The sequence below is a fragment of the Photobacterium sp. SP02 genome, from assembly GCF_038519165.1.
Taxonomy (GTDB): domain Bacteria; phylum Pseudomonadota; class Gammaproteobacteria; order Enterobacterales; family Vibrionaceae; genus Photobacterium; species Photobacterium halotolerans.
Genome location: NZ_JASJOJ010000044.1, coordinates 1 through 15,160, shown reverse-complemented (window position 1 = coordinate 15,160; position 15,160 = coordinate 1). Strand labels below are relative to the sequence as shown.

Annotated in this window: 16 protein-coding genes and 1 pseudogene; 13 read left to right on the top strand and 4 right to left on the bottom strand. The window is 54.9% G+C overall.

From position 1 onward, the window contains the following. The 4 genes from hslV to rraA all read left to right on the top strand — a co-directional run bounded on the left by hslV (position 1) and on the right by rraA (position 3,548). Complete coding sequence (gene hslV, locus P0Y67_RS16505; protein WP_027250611.1) at positions 1–528, top strand: ATP-dependent protease subunit HslV; 528 nt, start codon at positions 1–3, stop codon at positions 526–528. Positions 529–537: 9 nt separating this feature from the next. After that, positions 538–1,869: an HslU--HslV peptidase ATPase subunit gene (hslU, locus tag P0Y67_RS16500; RefSeq protein WP_342392757.1), complete on the top strand. Its 1,332-nt coding sequence runs from the start codon at positions 538–540 to the stop codon at positions 1,867–1,869. Between the two features lie 167 nt (positions 1,870–2,036). Continuing rightward, complete coding sequence (locus P0Y67_RS16495) at positions 2,037–2,945, top strand: 1,4-dihydroxy-2-naphthoate polyprenyltransferase (protein WP_342392756.1); 909 nt, start codon at positions 2,037–2,039, stop codon at positions 2,943–2,945. A gap of 117 nt (positions 2,946–3,062) precedes the next feature. Next, positions 3,063–3,548, top strand: a complete 486-nt coding sequence (gene rraA / locus P0Y67_RS16490; protein ID WP_046220353.1) for a ribonuclease E activity regulator RraA — start codon at positions 3,063–3,065, stop codon at positions 3,546–3,548. An 81-nt stretch (positions 3,549–3,629) separates the two neighbouring features. On the opposite strand, the gene zapB is transcribed toward rraA, so the two are convergent. Beyond that, on the bottom strand, positions 3,630–3,872 hold the full coding sequence (zapB, locus tag P0Y67_RS16485; protein ID WP_027250607.1) for a cell division protein ZapB: 243 nt from the start codon (positions 3,870–3,872) through the stop codon (positions 3,630–3,632). A 475-nt stretch (positions 3,873–4,347) separates the two neighbouring features. Here zapB and P0Y67_RS16480 point away from each other — a divergent pair, with 475 nt between their 5' ends. The 6 genes from P0Y67_RS16480 (at position 4,348) to P0Y67_RS16455 (ending at position 10,004) form a co-directional block, all read left to right on the top strand. After that, positions 4,348–5,199, top strand: a complete 852-nt coding sequence (locus P0Y67_RS16480; protein WP_342392755.1) for an MIP/aquaporin family protein — start codon at positions 4,348–4,350, stop codon at positions 5,197–5,199. A 45-nt stretch (positions 5,200–5,244) separates the two neighbouring features. Next, entirely contained in the window at positions 5,245–6,762 is a 1,518-nt protein-coding gene (gene glpK, locus P0Y67_RS16475) for a glycerol kinase GlpK (RefSeq protein ID WP_342392754.1), read from the top strand. Between the two features lie 198 nt (positions 6,763–6,960). Continuing rightward, a complete protein-coding gene (gene glpX, locus P0Y67_RS16470; RefSeq protein WP_342392753.1) occupies positions 6,961–7,968 on the top strand; it encodes a class II fructose-bisphosphatase in 1,008 nt (335 codons plus the stop codon). Between the two features lie 166 nt (positions 7,969–8,134). Next, complete coding sequence (locus P0Y67_RS16465) at positions 8,135–8,752, top strand: helix-turn-helix transcriptional regulator (protein WP_342392772.1); 618 nt, start codon at positions 8,135–8,137, stop codon at positions 8,750–8,752. A gap of 43 nt (positions 8,753–8,795) precedes the next feature. Continuing rightward, positions 8,796–9,539 carry a ferredoxin--NADP reductase gene (locus tag P0Y67_RS16460; RefSeq protein ID WP_342392752.1) on the top strand — a complete coding sequence of 248 codons (744 nt, stop codon included), beginning with the start codon at positions 8,796–8,798 and terminating at the stop codon, positions 9,537–9,539. Positions 9,540–9,692: 153 nt separating this feature from the next. Continuing rightward, positions 9,693–10,004 (top strand): DUF3135 domain-containing protein, encoded by a 312-nt coding sequence (locus tag P0Y67_RS16455; protein ID WP_192015967.1) that lies wholly within the window; start codon positions 9,693–9,695, stop codon positions 10,002–10,004. 126 nt (positions 10,005–10,130) lie between these two features. Here the strand turns inward: P0Y67_RS16455 and P0Y67_RS16450 are convergent, their stop codons facing one another. Continuing rightward, entirely contained in the window at positions 10,131–10,478 is a 348-nt protein-coding gene (locus P0Y67_RS16450) for a 5-carboxymethyl-2-hydroxymuconate Delta-isomerase (RefSeq protein ID WP_342392751.1), read from the bottom strand. Between the two features lie 371 nt (positions 10,479–10,849). Between P0Y67_RS16450 and tpiA the strand changes: the two genes are divergently transcribed. After that, positions 10,850–11,620 (top strand): triose-phosphate isomerase, encoded by a 771-nt coding sequence (gene tpiA / locus P0Y67_RS16445; RefSeq protein ID WP_342392749.1) that lies wholly within the window; start codon positions 10,850–10,852, stop codon positions 11,618–11,620. A gap of 116 nt (positions 11,621–11,736) precedes the next feature. On the opposite strand, the gene pfkA is transcribed toward tpiA, so the two are convergent. Together pfkA and P0Y67_RS16435 are read right to left on the bottom strand one after the other, a co-directional pair. Next, positions 11,737–12,699, bottom strand: a complete 963-nt coding sequence (gene pfkA, locus P0Y67_RS16440) for a 6-phosphofructokinase (RefSeq protein WP_027250596.1) — start codon at positions 12,697–12,699, stop codon at positions 11,737–11,739. Between the two features lie 477 nt (positions 12,700–13,176). Next, entirely contained in the window at positions 13,177–13,659 is a 483-nt protein-coding gene (locus tag P0Y67_RS16435) for a CpxP family protein (RefSeq protein ID WP_342392771.1), read from the bottom strand. A gap of 189 nt (positions 13,660–13,848) precedes the next feature. Between P0Y67_RS16435 and P0Y67_RS16430 the strand changes: the two genes are divergently transcribed. Both P0Y67_RS16430 and cpxA read left to right on the top strand, forming a co-directional pair. Then, positions 13,849–14,538, top strand: coding sequence for a response regulator (locus tag P0Y67_RS16430; protein ID WP_342392748.1), 690 nt, complete (start codon positions 13,849–13,851; stop codon positions 14,536–14,538). After that, positions 14,535–15,160: pseudogene (cpxA, locus tag P0Y67_RS16425) on the top strand (envelope stress sensor histidine kinase CpxA); the annotation flags it as partial. The gene P0Y67_RS16430 and the pseudogene cpxA, both read left to right, overlap by 4 nt.

The following is a 15,160-nucleotide window of genomic DNA, read 5'->3' as shown; positions in this document are numbered from 1 at the left end:
GTGACAACCATAGTCTCTGTACGTCGCAATGGAAAAGTCGTCATCGCCGGTGATGGCCAGGTCTCACTGGGCAATACCGTCATGAAGGGCAATGCCCGCAAAGTCCGCCGCTTATACAACAATCAGGTACTGGCAGGATTCGCCGGCGGTACCGCCGATGCCTTCACCCTGTTTGAGCGCTTCGAACGCAAGCTGGAAATGCACCAGGGGCACCTGATGAAAGCCGCGGTCGAGCTGGCCAAAGACTGGCGTACCGATCGCAGCCTGCGCCGCCTGGAAGCCTTACTGGCCGTTGCGGATGCCACCGCCTCGCTGATCATCACAGGTAACGGTGATGTGGTTCAGCCAGAAAACGACCTGATTGCCATTGGCTCAGGCGGTAATTTTGCGTTATCCGCAGCCCGGGCGCTGCTGGAAAACACCGAGCTGGATGCTCGCACCATAGCTGAGAAGTCGCTGACCATTGCTGGTGATATCTGCGTTTACACCAATGACTTCCAGACTGTTGAAGAACTCGATACCCAGTAAGGATTCCCCATGTCTGAAATGACTCCCCGCGAAATTGTTCATGAACTGAACCGCCATATTATCGGCCAGGACAAGGCCAAGCGTGCCGTGGCAATCGCGCTGCGTAACCGCTGGCGTCGCATGCAGCTGCCGGAAGAGCTGCGCGTTGAAGTGACCCCGAAAAACATCCTGATGATAGGGCCGACCGGTGTCGGTAAAACCGAGATCGCCCGCCGTCTGGCCAAACTGGCCAACGCGCCTTTCATCAAAGTGGAAGCCACCAAATTCACTGAAGTCGGTTATGTCGGCAAAGAAGTGGAAACCATTATCCGCGATCTGACTGACGTTGCGGTCAAAATGACCCATCAGCAGGCCACCGAAAAAGTCCGCTTCCGCGCTGAAGAGCTGGCCGAAGACCGCATCCTGGATGTCTTGCTCCCGCCACCGCGTGATGCCTGGGGCAAGAACGAAGAAAGCGACACCAATTCGGCCACCCGCCAGTCATTTCGCAAAAAGCTGCGCGAAGGCAAGCTGGATGACAAGGAAATCGAAATTGACGTCGCCGCGCCGCAAATGGGCGTTGAGATCATGGCTCCTCCCGGCATGGAAGAAATGACCAATCAGCTGCAGGGCATGTTCCAGAATCTGGCGGGCAACACCACCAAAAAGCGCAAGATGAAAATCAAGGATGCGCTCAAAGCGGTGACCGAAGATGAGGCCGCCAAGCTGGTCAATCAGGAAGAGCTGAAAGAGCAGGCTATCCACGCGGTCGAGAACAACGGTATCGTCTTCATTGATGAGATCGACAAAATCTGTAAGCGTGGCGAAAGCTCAGGCCCGGATGTGTCCCGCGAAGGGGTTCAGCGTGACCTGCTGCCGCTGGTGGAAGGTTCTACGGTCTCGACCAAGCATGGCATGGTCAGAACCGATCACATCCTGTTTATCGCCTCCGGCGCCTTCCAGGTGGCACGTCCGTCTGATCTGATCCCTGAGCTGCAGGGCCGTCTGCCAATCCGGGTTGAACTCGAAGCCCTGACCAGCGAAGACTTCAAGCGTATCCTGACCGAGCCGAACGCGTCGCTGACCGAGCAGTACCGCGCCCTGTTGGCCACGGAAAATGTCACTATCAGCTTTACCGAAGATGGCATTGCCCAGATTGCCGATGCGGCCTGGCAGGTCAACGAGCGCACAGAGAATATCGGAGCCCGCCGTCTGCACACAGTGCTGGAGCGCCTGATGGAAGAGCTGTCTTATGATGCCTCCGAACAGGGCGGTAAAGAGCAGATCATCGACAAAGCCTATGTGCATGCCCATCTGGGCGAGCTGGTGGAAGACGAAGATCTCAGCCGCTTTATTCTGTAACCCGACCTGTCACTGAGTGGTTAACTTAACCACTCAGTGCTCCATACCCAGCGGGATGCCAGATTATCGACTGGCATCCCGTTTTTTATCTTCTTGTTGCGCCAGAGCAACATTCTTTTCTGTAATCGGACCATACTCACACCCTATGCTGTCTTTATCTTGGGATCATGGCTTTGTCCTCTCTCTCCGTCTGGCTGGATGCGACCCGGCCCAAAACCCTGCTGCTGGCCGTGGCCGCTTTGCTGTGCGGTAACAGCCTGGCCGCTGCCCAGGGGCACTTTTCACCGGCGATCGCCCTGCTGGCACTGCTGACGGCTTTGCTGCTCCAGATACTGTCTAACCTGGCCAACGATTATGGCGACGTGCGCAAAGGCACGGATAACCGCCACCGGCTGGGGCCGCAGCGCGGACTGCAACAGGGCCGGATTTCCCTCACTGCCATGCGTGCTGCCATAGGCGTGACCCTGACGCTGACCACCCTGAGCGGCATCGCCCTGCTCTGGCTGGCCCGGCCGTCCTTCACCGTCTTGCTCAGCTTTATGGCCCTGGGAGCCGTTTCTGTGCTGGCAGCACTGGCCTATACCTTAGGCACAAAACCTTATGGTTATCGCGGACTGGGCGATCCTGCGGTGCTGATCTTCTTCGGCTGGGTCGCCGTCGGCGGCAGCTATTACCTGCAGAGCCACCAGCTCCAATGGGCCATCTTACTGCCGGCGACGGCCAGCGGACTGCTGGCGGTCGGGGTACTGAATCTCAATAACCTGCGGGATATCGATAACGACAGGGCCTGCGGGAAACTCACCCTGGCGGCAAGACTCGGTCCGACAGCCGGCCGCTGGTATCACCTGCTGCTCATGGTTGCCAGCCTGATCGGCTTTACGGCCTATGCCCTGCTGACGGCCCGTTCGGCGTGGGGCTGGTTATTTTTGCTGGCCGCCCCTTGGTTGCTGGCGCACGCCGCTAACGTGCTGGTCACGCAAAAAGCGCAGTCATTGGCTCCTATGCTGGCCTTACTGGCTAAAATAGCACTGATGACTAACCTGCTGTTTGCCATCGGATTGCTGGCAGACCGCTAAAGCATAGCGCCGAGATTGCAATGCAGCCTGAGCTGGTTATACTTTCAGCAAGTTAGTGAATAGGCGCTTTCTGCTTCCTGTCCTGCTTAATATTACTGCCAATAAAGAAGCGAGCTTATGGAATACAATACCTCTGAACTCTGTGATATTTACCTCGACCTGGTTGATGTGGTTGAGCCAATGTTCAGCTCTTACGGTGGCCGAAGCTCATTCGGAGGCCAGATCACCACAGTAAAATGCTTTGAAGACAATGGCCTGCTTCAGACTGTGCTGGCCGAACCCGGTGCCGGGCGAGTCCTGTTAATTGATGGTGGCGGTTCGCTTCGTCGCGCACTGATTGATGCCGAGCTGGCACAACTGGCAGTACAGAGTGAGTGGGAAGGGATCATCGTCTATGGCTGTGTGCGCCATGTCGATGAATTAGATGAGCTGGATATCGGCATTCAGGCCATGGCATCTATCCCTGTCGGTGCTGACAAGCAAGGGACAGGCGAAGTCGATGTCGCGGTTAATTTCGGCGGAGTGACTTTCCTGCCGGAAGATCATCTCTATGCCGACAATACCGGGGTGATTTTGTCGCCGGAGCCGCTGGATATCGACTGATACTTCACAGGCTCTCTGAGCGGCTGAAAGAAAAACAGAGCCAAACGGCTCTGTTTTTCTTGCCGATGGCGGCGGTGGACATTACTCCACTGTCTCCATTTTACCCAGCAGCGTACGGACACGCTCCTGCCACGCCTGATGATCATTGCGCAGCTTCTCGTTATCCTGGGCCAGCGACTCACGATCTGCACGCAGTTCCTGAGCAAGGTTTACCAGGTTATCGTTCTTCTCTTTCAGTTCTTCCACTTCCATCTGCAGCAGGGAAATGGTGTCGACAGCCATTTGCACCTTGGCTTCCAGCTGTTCCAGCATCTCTAAAGACATAGTTTTCACCCTATCAGCACCTGCGCAAGACCGCAGCTTAAGCTACGCCTACCAGGCAAATTACAATTCCAATGTAGCCCCTATTCTAACTAGGCCTTATTCGTCTGGCATCTACTAATACCACGCTTTATCACAATCGGATAAAAATTATCCAAACTTCCACAAAATTTTACCTTCCGAACGTCAGCGCGGGCGGCCCGCTGCGCTGAACTGTTAGCGAACACTCAGTTTTCCTCCGCGCGTTTTGAACCGCTGTGGCCGACATGCTAGTGTTCGCGCCTCGCAAGATAAAATAGAGCATAAACTCTACCCTCCGGCTTTCGATTTCCTTTCGAAATCGACCAATGAAACAAATTATATGCTCGAACGCACATTTTTGATTCACAGCCCTTTCGATGAAATCACCATTCGAGTATTTTTTGGTCACATAACGATAACAACTCTATTACCTATCACTCGACATAAGGATTGGCACATGACAAAACGACAACCCCCTACGCTGCTCGGCGAATGCCTGGCAGAATTCATCGGCACCGGACTGCTCATCTTCTTTGGTGTGGGCTGTGTCGCCGCACTGGTGTTAGCAGGTGCTGACTTCGGTCAGTGGGAAATCAGCATTATGTGGGGCCTTGGCGTCACCATAGCGATTTATTGCACCGCGGGTGTCTCCGGCGCACACATCAACCCGGCCGTCACTATTGCACTCGCCCTTTTTCACGGCTTTGATAAAACCAAAGTGCTCCCTTACATTCTGTCCCAGCTGGCTGGCGCCTTCTGCTCGGCCGCCCTGGTATACGGCCTGTACAGCAACTTGTTCACCGAGTTCGAAAGCGCGCAGGGCATTCTTCGCGGCAGTGCAGAAAGTCTGGCCACGGCAGGGATCTTTTCTACCTACCCGAATCCTGCCCTGTCACTGAGCGGTGCTTTTGCGGTCGAGTTTGTCATCACCGCCGTGCTGATGTTTGCCATTCTGGCCATAGGTGATGAGAAAAACGGCGCTCCGCGCGGCGCGCTGGGTCCGGTTCTGATCGGTATCCTGATTGCCGTGATCGGTGGTTCACTCGGTCCGCTGACCGGTTTTGCCATGAACCCGGCCCGGGACTTTGGCCCCAAGTTTTTTGCATACCTGGCAGGCTGGGGTGAAATGGCGCTGACTGGCGGTAAAGATATTCCTTACTTTATCATCCCTATTCTGGCGCCGATTGCCGGAGCCGGCTTCGGTGCCTGGCTGTACCCGAAAGCCGTTGGCATCTATCTGCCGGGTAACCGCTGTACACTGCCGAACCAATGTGAATCAGACAATGAGAAAGAAGTCGCGCAAGCCTGATTGCAGCGCTATCTATAATTAATCTAGAGAGAAGAGGACACTCAGATGACCACAGAACAAAAGTACATAGTCGCACTCGATCAGGGAACCACCAGTTCACGCGCCGTGATCTTGGATCATGACGCCAACATAGTCTGCACTGCGCAGCGCGAATTCACCCAAATCTACCCCAAAGCGGGCTGGGTTGAGCACGACCCGATGGAAATCTGGGCCAGCCAGAGCTCCACTATGGTGGAAGCCCTGGCCAAAGTCGGCATCCGCACCGACCAGATTGCCGGTATCGGTATCACCAACCAGCGCGAAACCACCATTGTCTGGGACAAGAACACAGGTAAACCTGTCTACAACGCGATTGTCTGGCAGTGCCGCCGTACCGCCGACATCTGCCAGCAGCTGAAACAACAGCCGGGGCTGGAAGAGTACATCCGTGACAACACAGGCCTGGTGGTCGACCCGTATTTCTCCGGCACCAAAATCAAGTGGATTCTGGACAACGTCGAAGGCGCCCGTGAGCAGGCCGAAGCGGGTAACTTGCTGTTCGGTACCGTCGATACCTGGCTGATCTGGAAACTGACCCAGGGCCGCGTGCATGTCACCGACTACACAAACGCCTCCCGGACTATGCTGTTTAACATCAACTCGCTGCAGTGGGATGAAAAGCTGCTCAAAGCCATGGATATCCCGCTGTCTATGATGCCGGAAGTCAAAGCCTCGTCCGAAATCTACGGCCAGACCAACATTGGCGGCAAAGGCGGCACCCGGGTGCCTATCGCGGGCATTGCCGGTGACCAGCAGGCCGCGCTGTTCGGTCAGATGTGTGTGGAGCCCGGTCAGGCCAAAAATACCTACGGCACCGGCTGCTTCCTGCTGATGAACACAGGCAAAGAGAAAGTGAACTCGCAGAACGGCCTGCTGACCACCCTGGCCTGCGGCCCGAAAGGCGAGCCGGCGTATGCACTGGAAGGGGCGGTCTTCATGGCCGGTGCCTCTATCCAATGGCTGCGTGATGAGCTGAAACTGCTCGGTGATGCCAAAGATTCTGAGTACTTTGCAGAGAAGGTGGGCAGTGCCAACGGCGTGTATGTGGTACCGGCCTTCACCGGCTTAGGTGCTCCTTATTGGGACCCGTATGCGCGCGGCGCCATTGTCGGCCTGACCAGGGGTGTCAACAACAACCACCTGATCCGCGCCACACTGGAAAGCATCGCTTACCAGACCCGCGATGTCCTGGATGCCATGCAGGCCGATTCAGGGATCCATCTGGCCGCGCTGAAAGTGGATGGCGGGGCGGTGTCCAACAATTTCCTGATGCAGTTCCAGTCTGATCTGCTGAACACCGAAGTGCACCGCCCTGTGGTGACTGAAGTCACCGCACTGGGCGCCGGCTATCTGGCCGGCCTGGCGGTGGGCTTCTGGGACAGCATTGATGAGCTGAAAAACAAGGCGGTACTGGATCGCAGCTTCACCCCTTGCCCGGATGACAGCAAACGCGCCCGACGCTATAAAGGCTGGAAGCGCGCCGTGGAATGCGCCAAAGGCTGGGCCATCGACGAGGACGAATAATCCCCGCCGACGAGTCTTTTAACACTGAGTGTTTTAACTCTGACCACAAGCCTGCCCTTACCGGCGGGCTTGTTTTTTATCGATACCTTGCAGCAGGAAACGCGGCGCTGGCGTCTGTGTTACAATTCGCGCAGAGAATCGACACCCTGATATCTGTGACTGACCTGATATCTTTTACTGAGTAGTTCTGGAGTTCCCATGAAACGCGATTTGGCAATGGCTTTTTCCCGTGTCACTGAAGGTGCCGCGCTGGCAGGTTATAAATGGCTCGGCCGGGGCGACAAAAATGCCGCTGACGGCGCTGCTGTCGAAGTCATGCGCACCCTGCTAAACAAAACCGAGATCACCGGTGAGATAGTCATCGGTGAAGGGGAAATTGACGACGCCCCTATGCTGTATATCGGCGAACAGGTCGGTGCCGGTGGCGATGCGGTCGATATCGCGGTCGACCCGATCGAAGGCACCCGGATGACCGCCATGGGCCAGAACAATGCGCTGGCGGTGCTGGCGGCCGGTGAAAAAGGGGCGTTTCTCAAAGCACCTGACATGTACATGGAAAAGCTGGTGGTCGGCCCGCAAGCCAAGGGACAGATAGATCTCAATCTGCCGCTGGAAGACAACCTGGTCAATATCGCCGCCGCGCTGGGTAAGCCGTTAGAAAACCTGGTGGTGACCACACTGGCGAAACCGCGCCATGACGAGATTATTGCCAACATGCAGGCCATGGGCATTCGTGTCTATGCCGTGCCGGACGGCGATGTGGCCGCCTCCATTCTCACTTGCATGCCGGACAGCGAAGTGGACGTAATGTACTGCATCGGCGGCGCGCCGGAAGGTGTGGTCTCGGCAGCAGCTATCCGGGCGTTAGGCGGTGATATGCAAGGGCGTCTGCTGCCACGTTTTCTGGTCAAAGGCGGCAGTGATGACAACTATCGCATGGGCCAGCAGGAAATGGACCGCTGCCGCGAAATGGGCATTGAACCCAATCAGGTCCTGCTGCTGGAACAAATGGCGAAAAGCGACAATGTGATCTTTGCCGGTACGGGCATCACCAAAGGCGATTTGCTGGACGGCATTACCCGCAATGGCAATATCGCCACCACAGAAACCCTGCTAATCCGCGGTAAATGCCGCACGATCCGCCGAATCAAGTCGATTCATTATCTGGACAGAAAAGATCCGGCTATCCTGCCCCATATTCTCTGACAGCGCTCTGCCTTCCCGGTACGCGATAAGTACCGGGATAACCGCCTGATCATAATAAGACTTTCACTGCTTTTTTTATCAAGCTGGACTATGCTATTTAGTAAAGCCATTGCTTTATATACTTGGCTGACCACATAATAGGCGCATGAATACAAGTAATACGACTATGAAAACCATAGATAAAATTCTCCACAGAATGAAGCAAGACGGCCCGGTCACTGCCAAAGCCCTGTCAGAGGAGCTGAGCCTGACGACTATGGGCGTGCGCCAGCACTTGCAGGGGCTGGAAGACGACGGCCTGGTGGGGTTTGAAGACATCAAAGCCAAAGTCGGCCGGCCAACCCGTCACTGGCACCTGACGGCCAAAGGCCACGAGCAGTTTGCTGATCGCCACGGTGATCTGATCATTCAGATGCTGGATTCGGTGGAAAACCTGTTCGGTCAGGAAGGTTTGCAGAGAATTTTACTGCAGCGTGAAGAAGGCACGCTGAACCAGTATCAGCAGGCCATTGCAAAGGCCACAGATTTAAAAGAAAAACTTCAGATTCTGACTACACTGAGGGAAAAGGAAGGTTACATGGCACAGCTGGAGTCCGATGAGCACGGCTTCATTCTGATTGAGAACCATTGTCCTATCTGCCATGCCGCGAAGCGCTGCCCCTCACTTTGTCGATCTGAACTGGCGGTCTTCCAGCGTCTGCTGGGGGACGGTGTGACCATAGAGCGCAACGAACACATTATTGCCGGACAGCGCCGATGCAGCTACCGCATTCATCCGTCCTGAGAATCTGACTAGGTCAATCTGACAATGTAAAAGGAGATCAACAATGGCTGACTGGATCCCTGCCAAGGTTATCAGTAATCGTCACTGGAACAGCGAACTGTTCAGTTTAACGCTGGAGGCGAATATTGAGCCTTTTAAAGCCGGGCAATTTACTAAGCTGGCGCTGGAATGCGACGGCAAAATGATCCAACGCGCCTACTCCTTTGTCAATCCGCCCAGCAGCCATCAGATTGAAATCTACGCCACCAGAGTGGCCGACGGTTTGCTGTCCCCTCGCCTGCACGCCCTGACAGCTGAAGACGAGGTCTTCATCACCGCCCGGGCTAACGGCTTCTTTACCTTGGATGAAGTGCCTGACGGGGATAGCCTGTGGCTGTTGTCAACCGGGACGGCCATCGGCCCCTATCTGTCCATTTTGCGTGAAGCCACCGCCTGGCAGCGGTTTCGTAAAATCGTGCTGGTGCATGCCGTTCGCTTTGCCGCCGATCTCAGCTATCAGGCCGAAATCAACGCGCTCAAAGCGGCCCATCCCGAACAGCTGATCGTCCAGCCGTTTGTCAGCCGCGAGCCGGCACCACTGGCGCTCACCGGCCGCATTCCTCAGGCCATTTCAGACGGCCTGCTTGAACGGCACGTTGGTCTGACGCTCGATCCGAAAACCGCACAACTGATGCTGTGCGGTAACCCGGCAATGGTGAAAGACACCAAGGCAGTGCTGGAAGCGCGCGGATTTGAGAAAAACCTGCGCCGCAAACCCGGCCAGATCACCGTCGAGCACTACTGGTAACCGGGCTGGTAGCTAGCCAGAAAACCACTGCCAGCCTTATTCCCTGTACACTCTGGTCTCTTTTATTGAGCGTCTCGTCAATGAGACGCTTTTTTCATTCCCCGACATCTAGTGTTAAGTAAGTCACAGATTTGACGCTTGGGGGAATGAGTTATGCAGACGTTACCATCCTTTGATGAACTCAAAAAACTGGCCGAAACGGCCCCTGAAGAGCTGGAAGCCTTGCGACTGCGGATGAGCGAGGAAATCATTGAGAACGCCAGCCCGGCCATGCAACCGCGCTTACGCGCGCAGATGAGCCACATCAACCAGGTCATTGCACGGGGTAAAAATCCGAACCATACCAATATGCTGCTGCGGGCTGAACTACAACAACAATTACAGCGCTTTGCCCGCTCACTGACTGCCCCCGAAACCCTGACAGAGCATGAAGCGAAAGTGATGCCGTTTCGCCGTCAGGCATAATGCCAGCGATACGAATACCGAGGGCCAGCCTGAATGCTGGCCCGTTTTTGTGGTCTGAGGGTTAAAGATAGGATTTCCGCTGTCCGCTCAGCGGTTTTTCGGCTTCAGCTATCTTTTCGCTTTCAGCTATCTTTTCGACTTCAGATAAGTGTCGCTTTCCATATCCCGAATCTCAATCGTCAGGCTGTCAATCGTCGCGGCGTGCTGCTCCAGCAGCGGCATCAGACGCTCGGCCAGTCCGCGCTTACAGTCATTGTCACGCCCCGACAACAAAGCCAGTTCCAGGTGAATAAAATTATGGGCATCGCCGCCCTCTCCCACCTGCCACTGATGGCAAGGATAGGCGCGAGATTTGACAGAGGCGGGTTCAAACACCCCGCAGGTCAGCAATGACTGATGGAGCTCTTCCAGTAAGGCGGCAACGTTAACGCGCTCAGCAACGGGATCGGCAAATTCCAGCTTCAGGTGTGGCATACAACTCTCCTTGTTGATCAGGGGCGACCCGATATTCCATTAACTGGCGCATAACTTAGCCGATTTTACTGCCGGCAGCGACACGGGCATGCAGAAATTCCCTGTTGATCACTTTTCACCCTCAATGTGGCTAACCGCTCCGAGTGGAAAGTGAAAATTTATTACAGCTCAGAGTTCACTTTTGCCGTTGAAACAGGTACAACCGGGCATGGATTTGTTCGAGATTAAGGAAGTTTACGTCTATCGGGCGTATACTGTCGGACGTTTAAACCTGCATTATCAGGCAGGCTGCACTGAACACACCACTGCCTGACAGCGGTGTACTCAGTTTAGTCTGACTTTAGACATCACATAGATATGGAGAAAATCTTATGCGTCATCCTGTAGTTATGGGTAACTGGAAACTAAACGGCAGCAAAGAAATGGTCACCAACCTGCTGACAGGTCTGGATGCCGCGCTGGCTGGCGTTGAGGGCGTTGATGTGGCAGTCGCGCCACCTGTGATGTACCTGGATCTGGCACAGCGCCTGATCAGCCAGGGCAAGAGCAACATCATCCTGGGTGCCCAGAACGTAGATGTGAACGCCAGCGGTGCTTATACAGGTGATATCTCACCTGAGATGCTGAAAGATTTCGGCGCCAGCCACATCATCATCGGCCACTCAGAGCGCCGTGAATACCATCACGAGTCAGACGAGTTCGTGGCTCAGAAGTTTGCCTTCCTGAAAGAGCACGGCCTGACACCTGTACTGTGCATCGGTGAATCTGAAGCACAGAACGAAGCCGGCGAAACGGTTGCCGTTTGTGCCCGTCAGCTGGACGCTGTGATCAAAACACAAGGTGTTGAAGCCCTGAACGGTGCCATCATCGCCTATGAACCTATCTGGGCCATCGGTACAGGTAAAGCCGCAACGGCCGAGCAGGCACAGGACATTCACGCCGCTATCCGTGCCCACATCGCGTCGTTCAGCGCAGAAGTCGCGAAAAACGTAGTGATCCAGTACGGCGGTTCGGTTAAAGCCGGCAATGCCGCTGAGCTGTTTGCGATGCCAGACATCGACGGCGCCCTGGTTGGCGGCGCTGCGCTGGATGCAGAAGGCTTTGCCGCTATCGCTAAAGCGGCAGCAGAAGCCAAGAAGTAAGACACCATCAGGAGCGGCGCCTGCCGCTCCGGCAGCGTCCTGTCTCAGACAGGCACACAAAAAAGCCGACCACAGCAGCGTCGGCTTTTTTATTCACTTGTCCCGTCCTGAAATGATCAGAACAGCTTATCGGCGACCTTGTACAAATCAGTGCGCACCGGGCGTTTCATATTTTCGATGGCATCAATGATGTCGTGGTGGACCATTTTTTCATTCTGCACCCCCACGCAACGGCCACCTTCACCTTGCATCAGCAAATCAACCGCGTAAGCACCCATGCGCGAGGCCAGAATGCGGTCAAAGGCAGTTGGTTGTCCGCCACGCTGGATATGGCCCAGCACGGTGGCGCGGGTTTCGCGGCCGGTTTCCGTCTCGATATACTTAGCCAGCTGATTGACGTCTGTCATCAGCTCGGTAATCGCCACAATCGCGTGCTTCTTACCTTTGTAGATACCTTCTTTGATTTTGGCCAGCAACTGCTCTTTGTGCAGGCCGGTTTCCGGGGTGATGATGTACTCACAGCCACCGGCAATCGATGCCATCAGGGTCAGATCGCCGCAATGACGGCCCATGACTTCCACAATCGAAATACGCTGGTGCGACGATGAAGTATCACGCAAGCGGTCAATCGCATCAATCACGGTATTCAGCGCCGTCATAAAACCGATCGTATAATCGGTACCAGCCACATCGTTGTCGATAGTGCCGGGCAGGCCGATACACGGATAGCCCATCTCGGTCAGCTTTTTCGCGCCCATGTAAGAGCCATCACCGCCGATCACCACCAGCGCATCGATACCGTGAATTTTCAGGTTTTCGATCGCCTGAGCACGGACTTTCTCATCACGGAATTCAGGAAAACGGGCAGAGCCAAGAAACGTGCCGCCCCGGTTGATCACGTCAGAGACACTGGAGCGGTCAAGTTTCTGAATCCGGTTCTGATGCAGGCCCTGATAGCCATCATATACACCGTAAACTTCCAGGCCTTCTGATAAACCTGCGCGAACAACACCGCGAATCGCCGCGTTCATACCTGGGGCGTCACCGCCACTGGTCAAAACACCAATCTTTTTAATCATGGTTACCCTCTGACTTTGGGAAATGAAAATCCTTTCCTTTGCGAGCTGGCCCAAGTCAGCGACTCCGCCTCGCCCCCCTCACGGTGGCGACTCGCGTAAACTGTAACTTTCCTACTAATGTAGGAGTATTACAATTTAGAAAAACGATGTATTGATTCATATCACGTAAACTTGCCATGTGTCGGCAGCCTTGCTGGCATACTGGAACCCCGAGTGCGTTTTGTACCCCAGGGTGCCGCCAGACTATATGCCACTAAGTATATGCTTAGTTCGCAATGTCGGCCGCCTCGCCGGCAAATTCTCCCGAACCCTGACGTTCAGTCGGGTTTCCGGCCACATGGACAGCTAAATATTATTCGCAGTATAGCGGTTTTGTGATGAAATTTAATAACAAAATTGACAAGTTAAGCTCATGGTGACAACAAAAAAAGCCACAACATTTCGTTGTGGCTTCGGTGTTTTCAGTCAAATACAGCATTATTCACTGTGTTTTTCTTGCCATTTCGCCATGCATTCTGCCTGCTTCTCGGCTTTTAATGTCTTGTACTGTACTTTCTGCTCCGCAGTCAGAATATTGAGCATGTCGTGACGTTTTTTCATCATGCTGACACGACGCTCAATTTGTTGATCTGACATTTGCTTGGCCAGATCACGCACGGCATTTTCATCAAAGTTGTCGGCAAGCAGCAAATCTTGCATCTTGTCGTGATTTGCTTTCATGGCTTCACGGCCCTGGGCCATGTTTTCGCGCATCTCGGCTTTGTTGCTCTCGCGCAGGCTGCGCATCTGCTCTTTTTGCGCATCGGTCAGATCCAGAGACTGCATAATGCCACGCTCAGCACGAGGACCACCACAGTCACCATAATGACCTTTACCATGATATTTGCCGCCTTCCGCCAGCGCCGAAACTGAGCCCAGCAGCATAGGTACCGCAAGTACCATGGCGACTGTGGCTTTCATTTTTCTGGTCATAGTCTTATTCATATCCTGTTCTCGCTCTGTTGATGTCCGATAAGCAAATACTACCCGCTGGCAGGTAAACTGTTGTCGTGAAAACGTAAAGCTGGGTAAAGCCCTGTTAACCGGCTTGGCCTGCTTTCGGGCATAGGGGATACTTAACCTGAATCATTTAGAGGGTATGGAATCAGTATGGCAAACATTCTTCTGGTCGATGACGATAATGAACTGACAGCACTGCTCAATGACATCCTTCAGCTGGAAGGATTCACGGTGCGCGTCGCGCACAATGGCGAGCAGGGGCTGTTAATGGTCGATGAGGACACAGATCTGATCCTGCTGGACGTCATGATGCCGGTCATGAACGGCATTAATATGCTGCGCAAACTCCGCGAGACCAGCAGTACGCCGGTGCTGATGCTGACCGCCAAAGGCGAAGAGATAGACAGAGTGCTGGGACTGGAGCTGGGCGCGGATGACTATTTACCCAAGCCTTTCAGTGACAGGGAACTGCTGGCCCGCATGCGTGCTATTTTACGCCGCTCCCGCATGGTGCAGGACAATCAGAACGAATCAGACTGCGTGAGCTATCTGGATCTGACCATTTATCCCGGCCGGCAGGAAGTCACCTGTAACGGCGAACTGATAGAAATGACCGCCACTGAGCTGGCCCTGCTCAGTCACCTGATCCGCCACCCCGGCACTGTGGTGACCAAACAGGATCTCAGCCTGGAAGTGCTGGGCAAACGCCTGGCGCCGTTTGACCGGGCCATCGACATGCATGTCTCCAACCTGCGTAAAAAGCTGCCCGCGCGCGAAGACGGTAAGCCCCGAATCAAAACCCTGCGCGGCAAAGGCTATCTGTTTGTGGAGGCGGGATGAAACGGCCGCTGTTTAACCGGCTCTCCAGCCGGATCTTTGCCATTTTCTGGCTGACCCTGATGCTGGTTGTGGTGGTGCTGCTGCTGCTGCCGCACCTTGACCCACGCTCGCAGCACACGATTCCTCAGCCGGAGCTGGAGCGTTATCAGGACGCCGCGACGCGCATTTCAGAGCGGTTAAGCAGCCAACCCGGCACCCTGCAGGAAAAACTGCTGCCGCTGGCCGATCCCGAGCGTCACAAAGGCATGCAGCTGTATTTCACCAATGATGACGGCGAGCTGCTCACGCCACATCAGCGCACCAAAGCGTTGCGCAATTTCATTACCAGTGCCGACAGCCCGGACGCGCCGCGCCAGAAACTCTACGGCCGCTGGATGGTGGCCGGGCCTTTTCTGGTGACAGATCAGCAGCAAAGCGCGCTGATGTATATCGGCAGAATATCGCACCGCCCGCCACCTTTCTTTCTGCGCATTCTCGACCAGCCTTTTCATCTGTTGCTGCTGACCATGCTGGTCAGTACGCCGCTGCTGTTGTGGCTGGCCTGGGCATTAAGCCGCCCGGCGCGCAAACTGCAGGAAGCGGCACAACGGGTGGCGAGCGGAACTTATCAGCAGCGCCAGGG

Coding starts and splice junctions, on each gene's coding strand:
- P0Y67_RS16480 (WP_342392755.1), top strand. CDS start 4,348: ATGACAAAACGACAACCCCCTACGCTGCTCGGCGAATGCCTGGCAGAA.
- zapB (WP_027250607.1), bottom strand. CDS start 3,872: ATGTCTTTAGAGATGCTGGAACAGCTGGAAGCCAAGGTGCAAATGGCT.
- P0Y67_RS16435 (WP_342392771.1), bottom strand. CDS start 13,659: ATGAAAGCCACAGTCGCCATGGTACTTGCGGTACCTATGCTGCTGGGC.
- rraA (WP_046220353.1), top strand. CDS start 3,063: ATGGAATACAATACCTCTGAACTCTGTGATATTTACCTCGACCTGGTT.
- hslU (WP_342392757.1), top strand. CDS start 538: ATGTCTGAAATGACTCCCCGCGAAATTGTTCATGAACTGAACCGCCAT.
- pfkA (WP_027250596.1), bottom strand. CDS start 12,699: ATGATTAAAAAGATTGGTGTTTTGACCAGTGGCGGTGACGCCCCAGGT.
- glpX (WP_342392753.1), top strand. CDS start 6,961: ATGAAACGCGATTTGGCAATGGCTTTTTCCCGTGTCACTGAAGGTGCC.
- tpiA (WP_342392749.1), top strand. CDS start 10,850: ATGCGTCATCCTGTAGTTATGGGTAACTGGAAACTAAACGGCAGCAAA.
- glpK (WP_342392754.1), top strand. CDS start 5,245: ATGACCACAGAACAAAAGTACATAGTCGCACTCGATCAGGGAACCACC.
- P0Y67_RS16455 (WP_192015967.1), top strand. CDS start 9,693: ATGCAGACGTTACCATCCTTTGATGAACTCAAAAAACTGGCCGAAACG.
- P0Y67_RS16460 (WP_342392752.1), top strand. CDS start 8,796: ATGGCTGACTGGATCCCTGCCAAGGTTATCAGTAATCGTCACTGGAAC.
- P0Y67_RS16450 (WP_342392751.1), bottom strand. CDS start 10,478: ATGCCACACCTGAAGCTGGAATTTGCCGATCCCGTTGCTGAGCGCGTT.
- P0Y67_RS16430 (WP_342392748.1), top strand. CDS start 13,849: ATGGCAAACATTCTTCTGGTCGATGACGATAATGAACTGACAGCACTG.
- P0Y67_RS16465 (WP_342392772.1), top strand. CDS start 8,135: ATGAAAACCATAGATAAAATTCTCCACAGAATGAAGCAAGACGGCCCG.
- P0Y67_RS16495 (WP_342392756.1), top strand. CDS start 2,037: ATGGCTTTGTCCTCTCTCTCCGTCTGGCTGGATGCGACCCGGCCCAAA.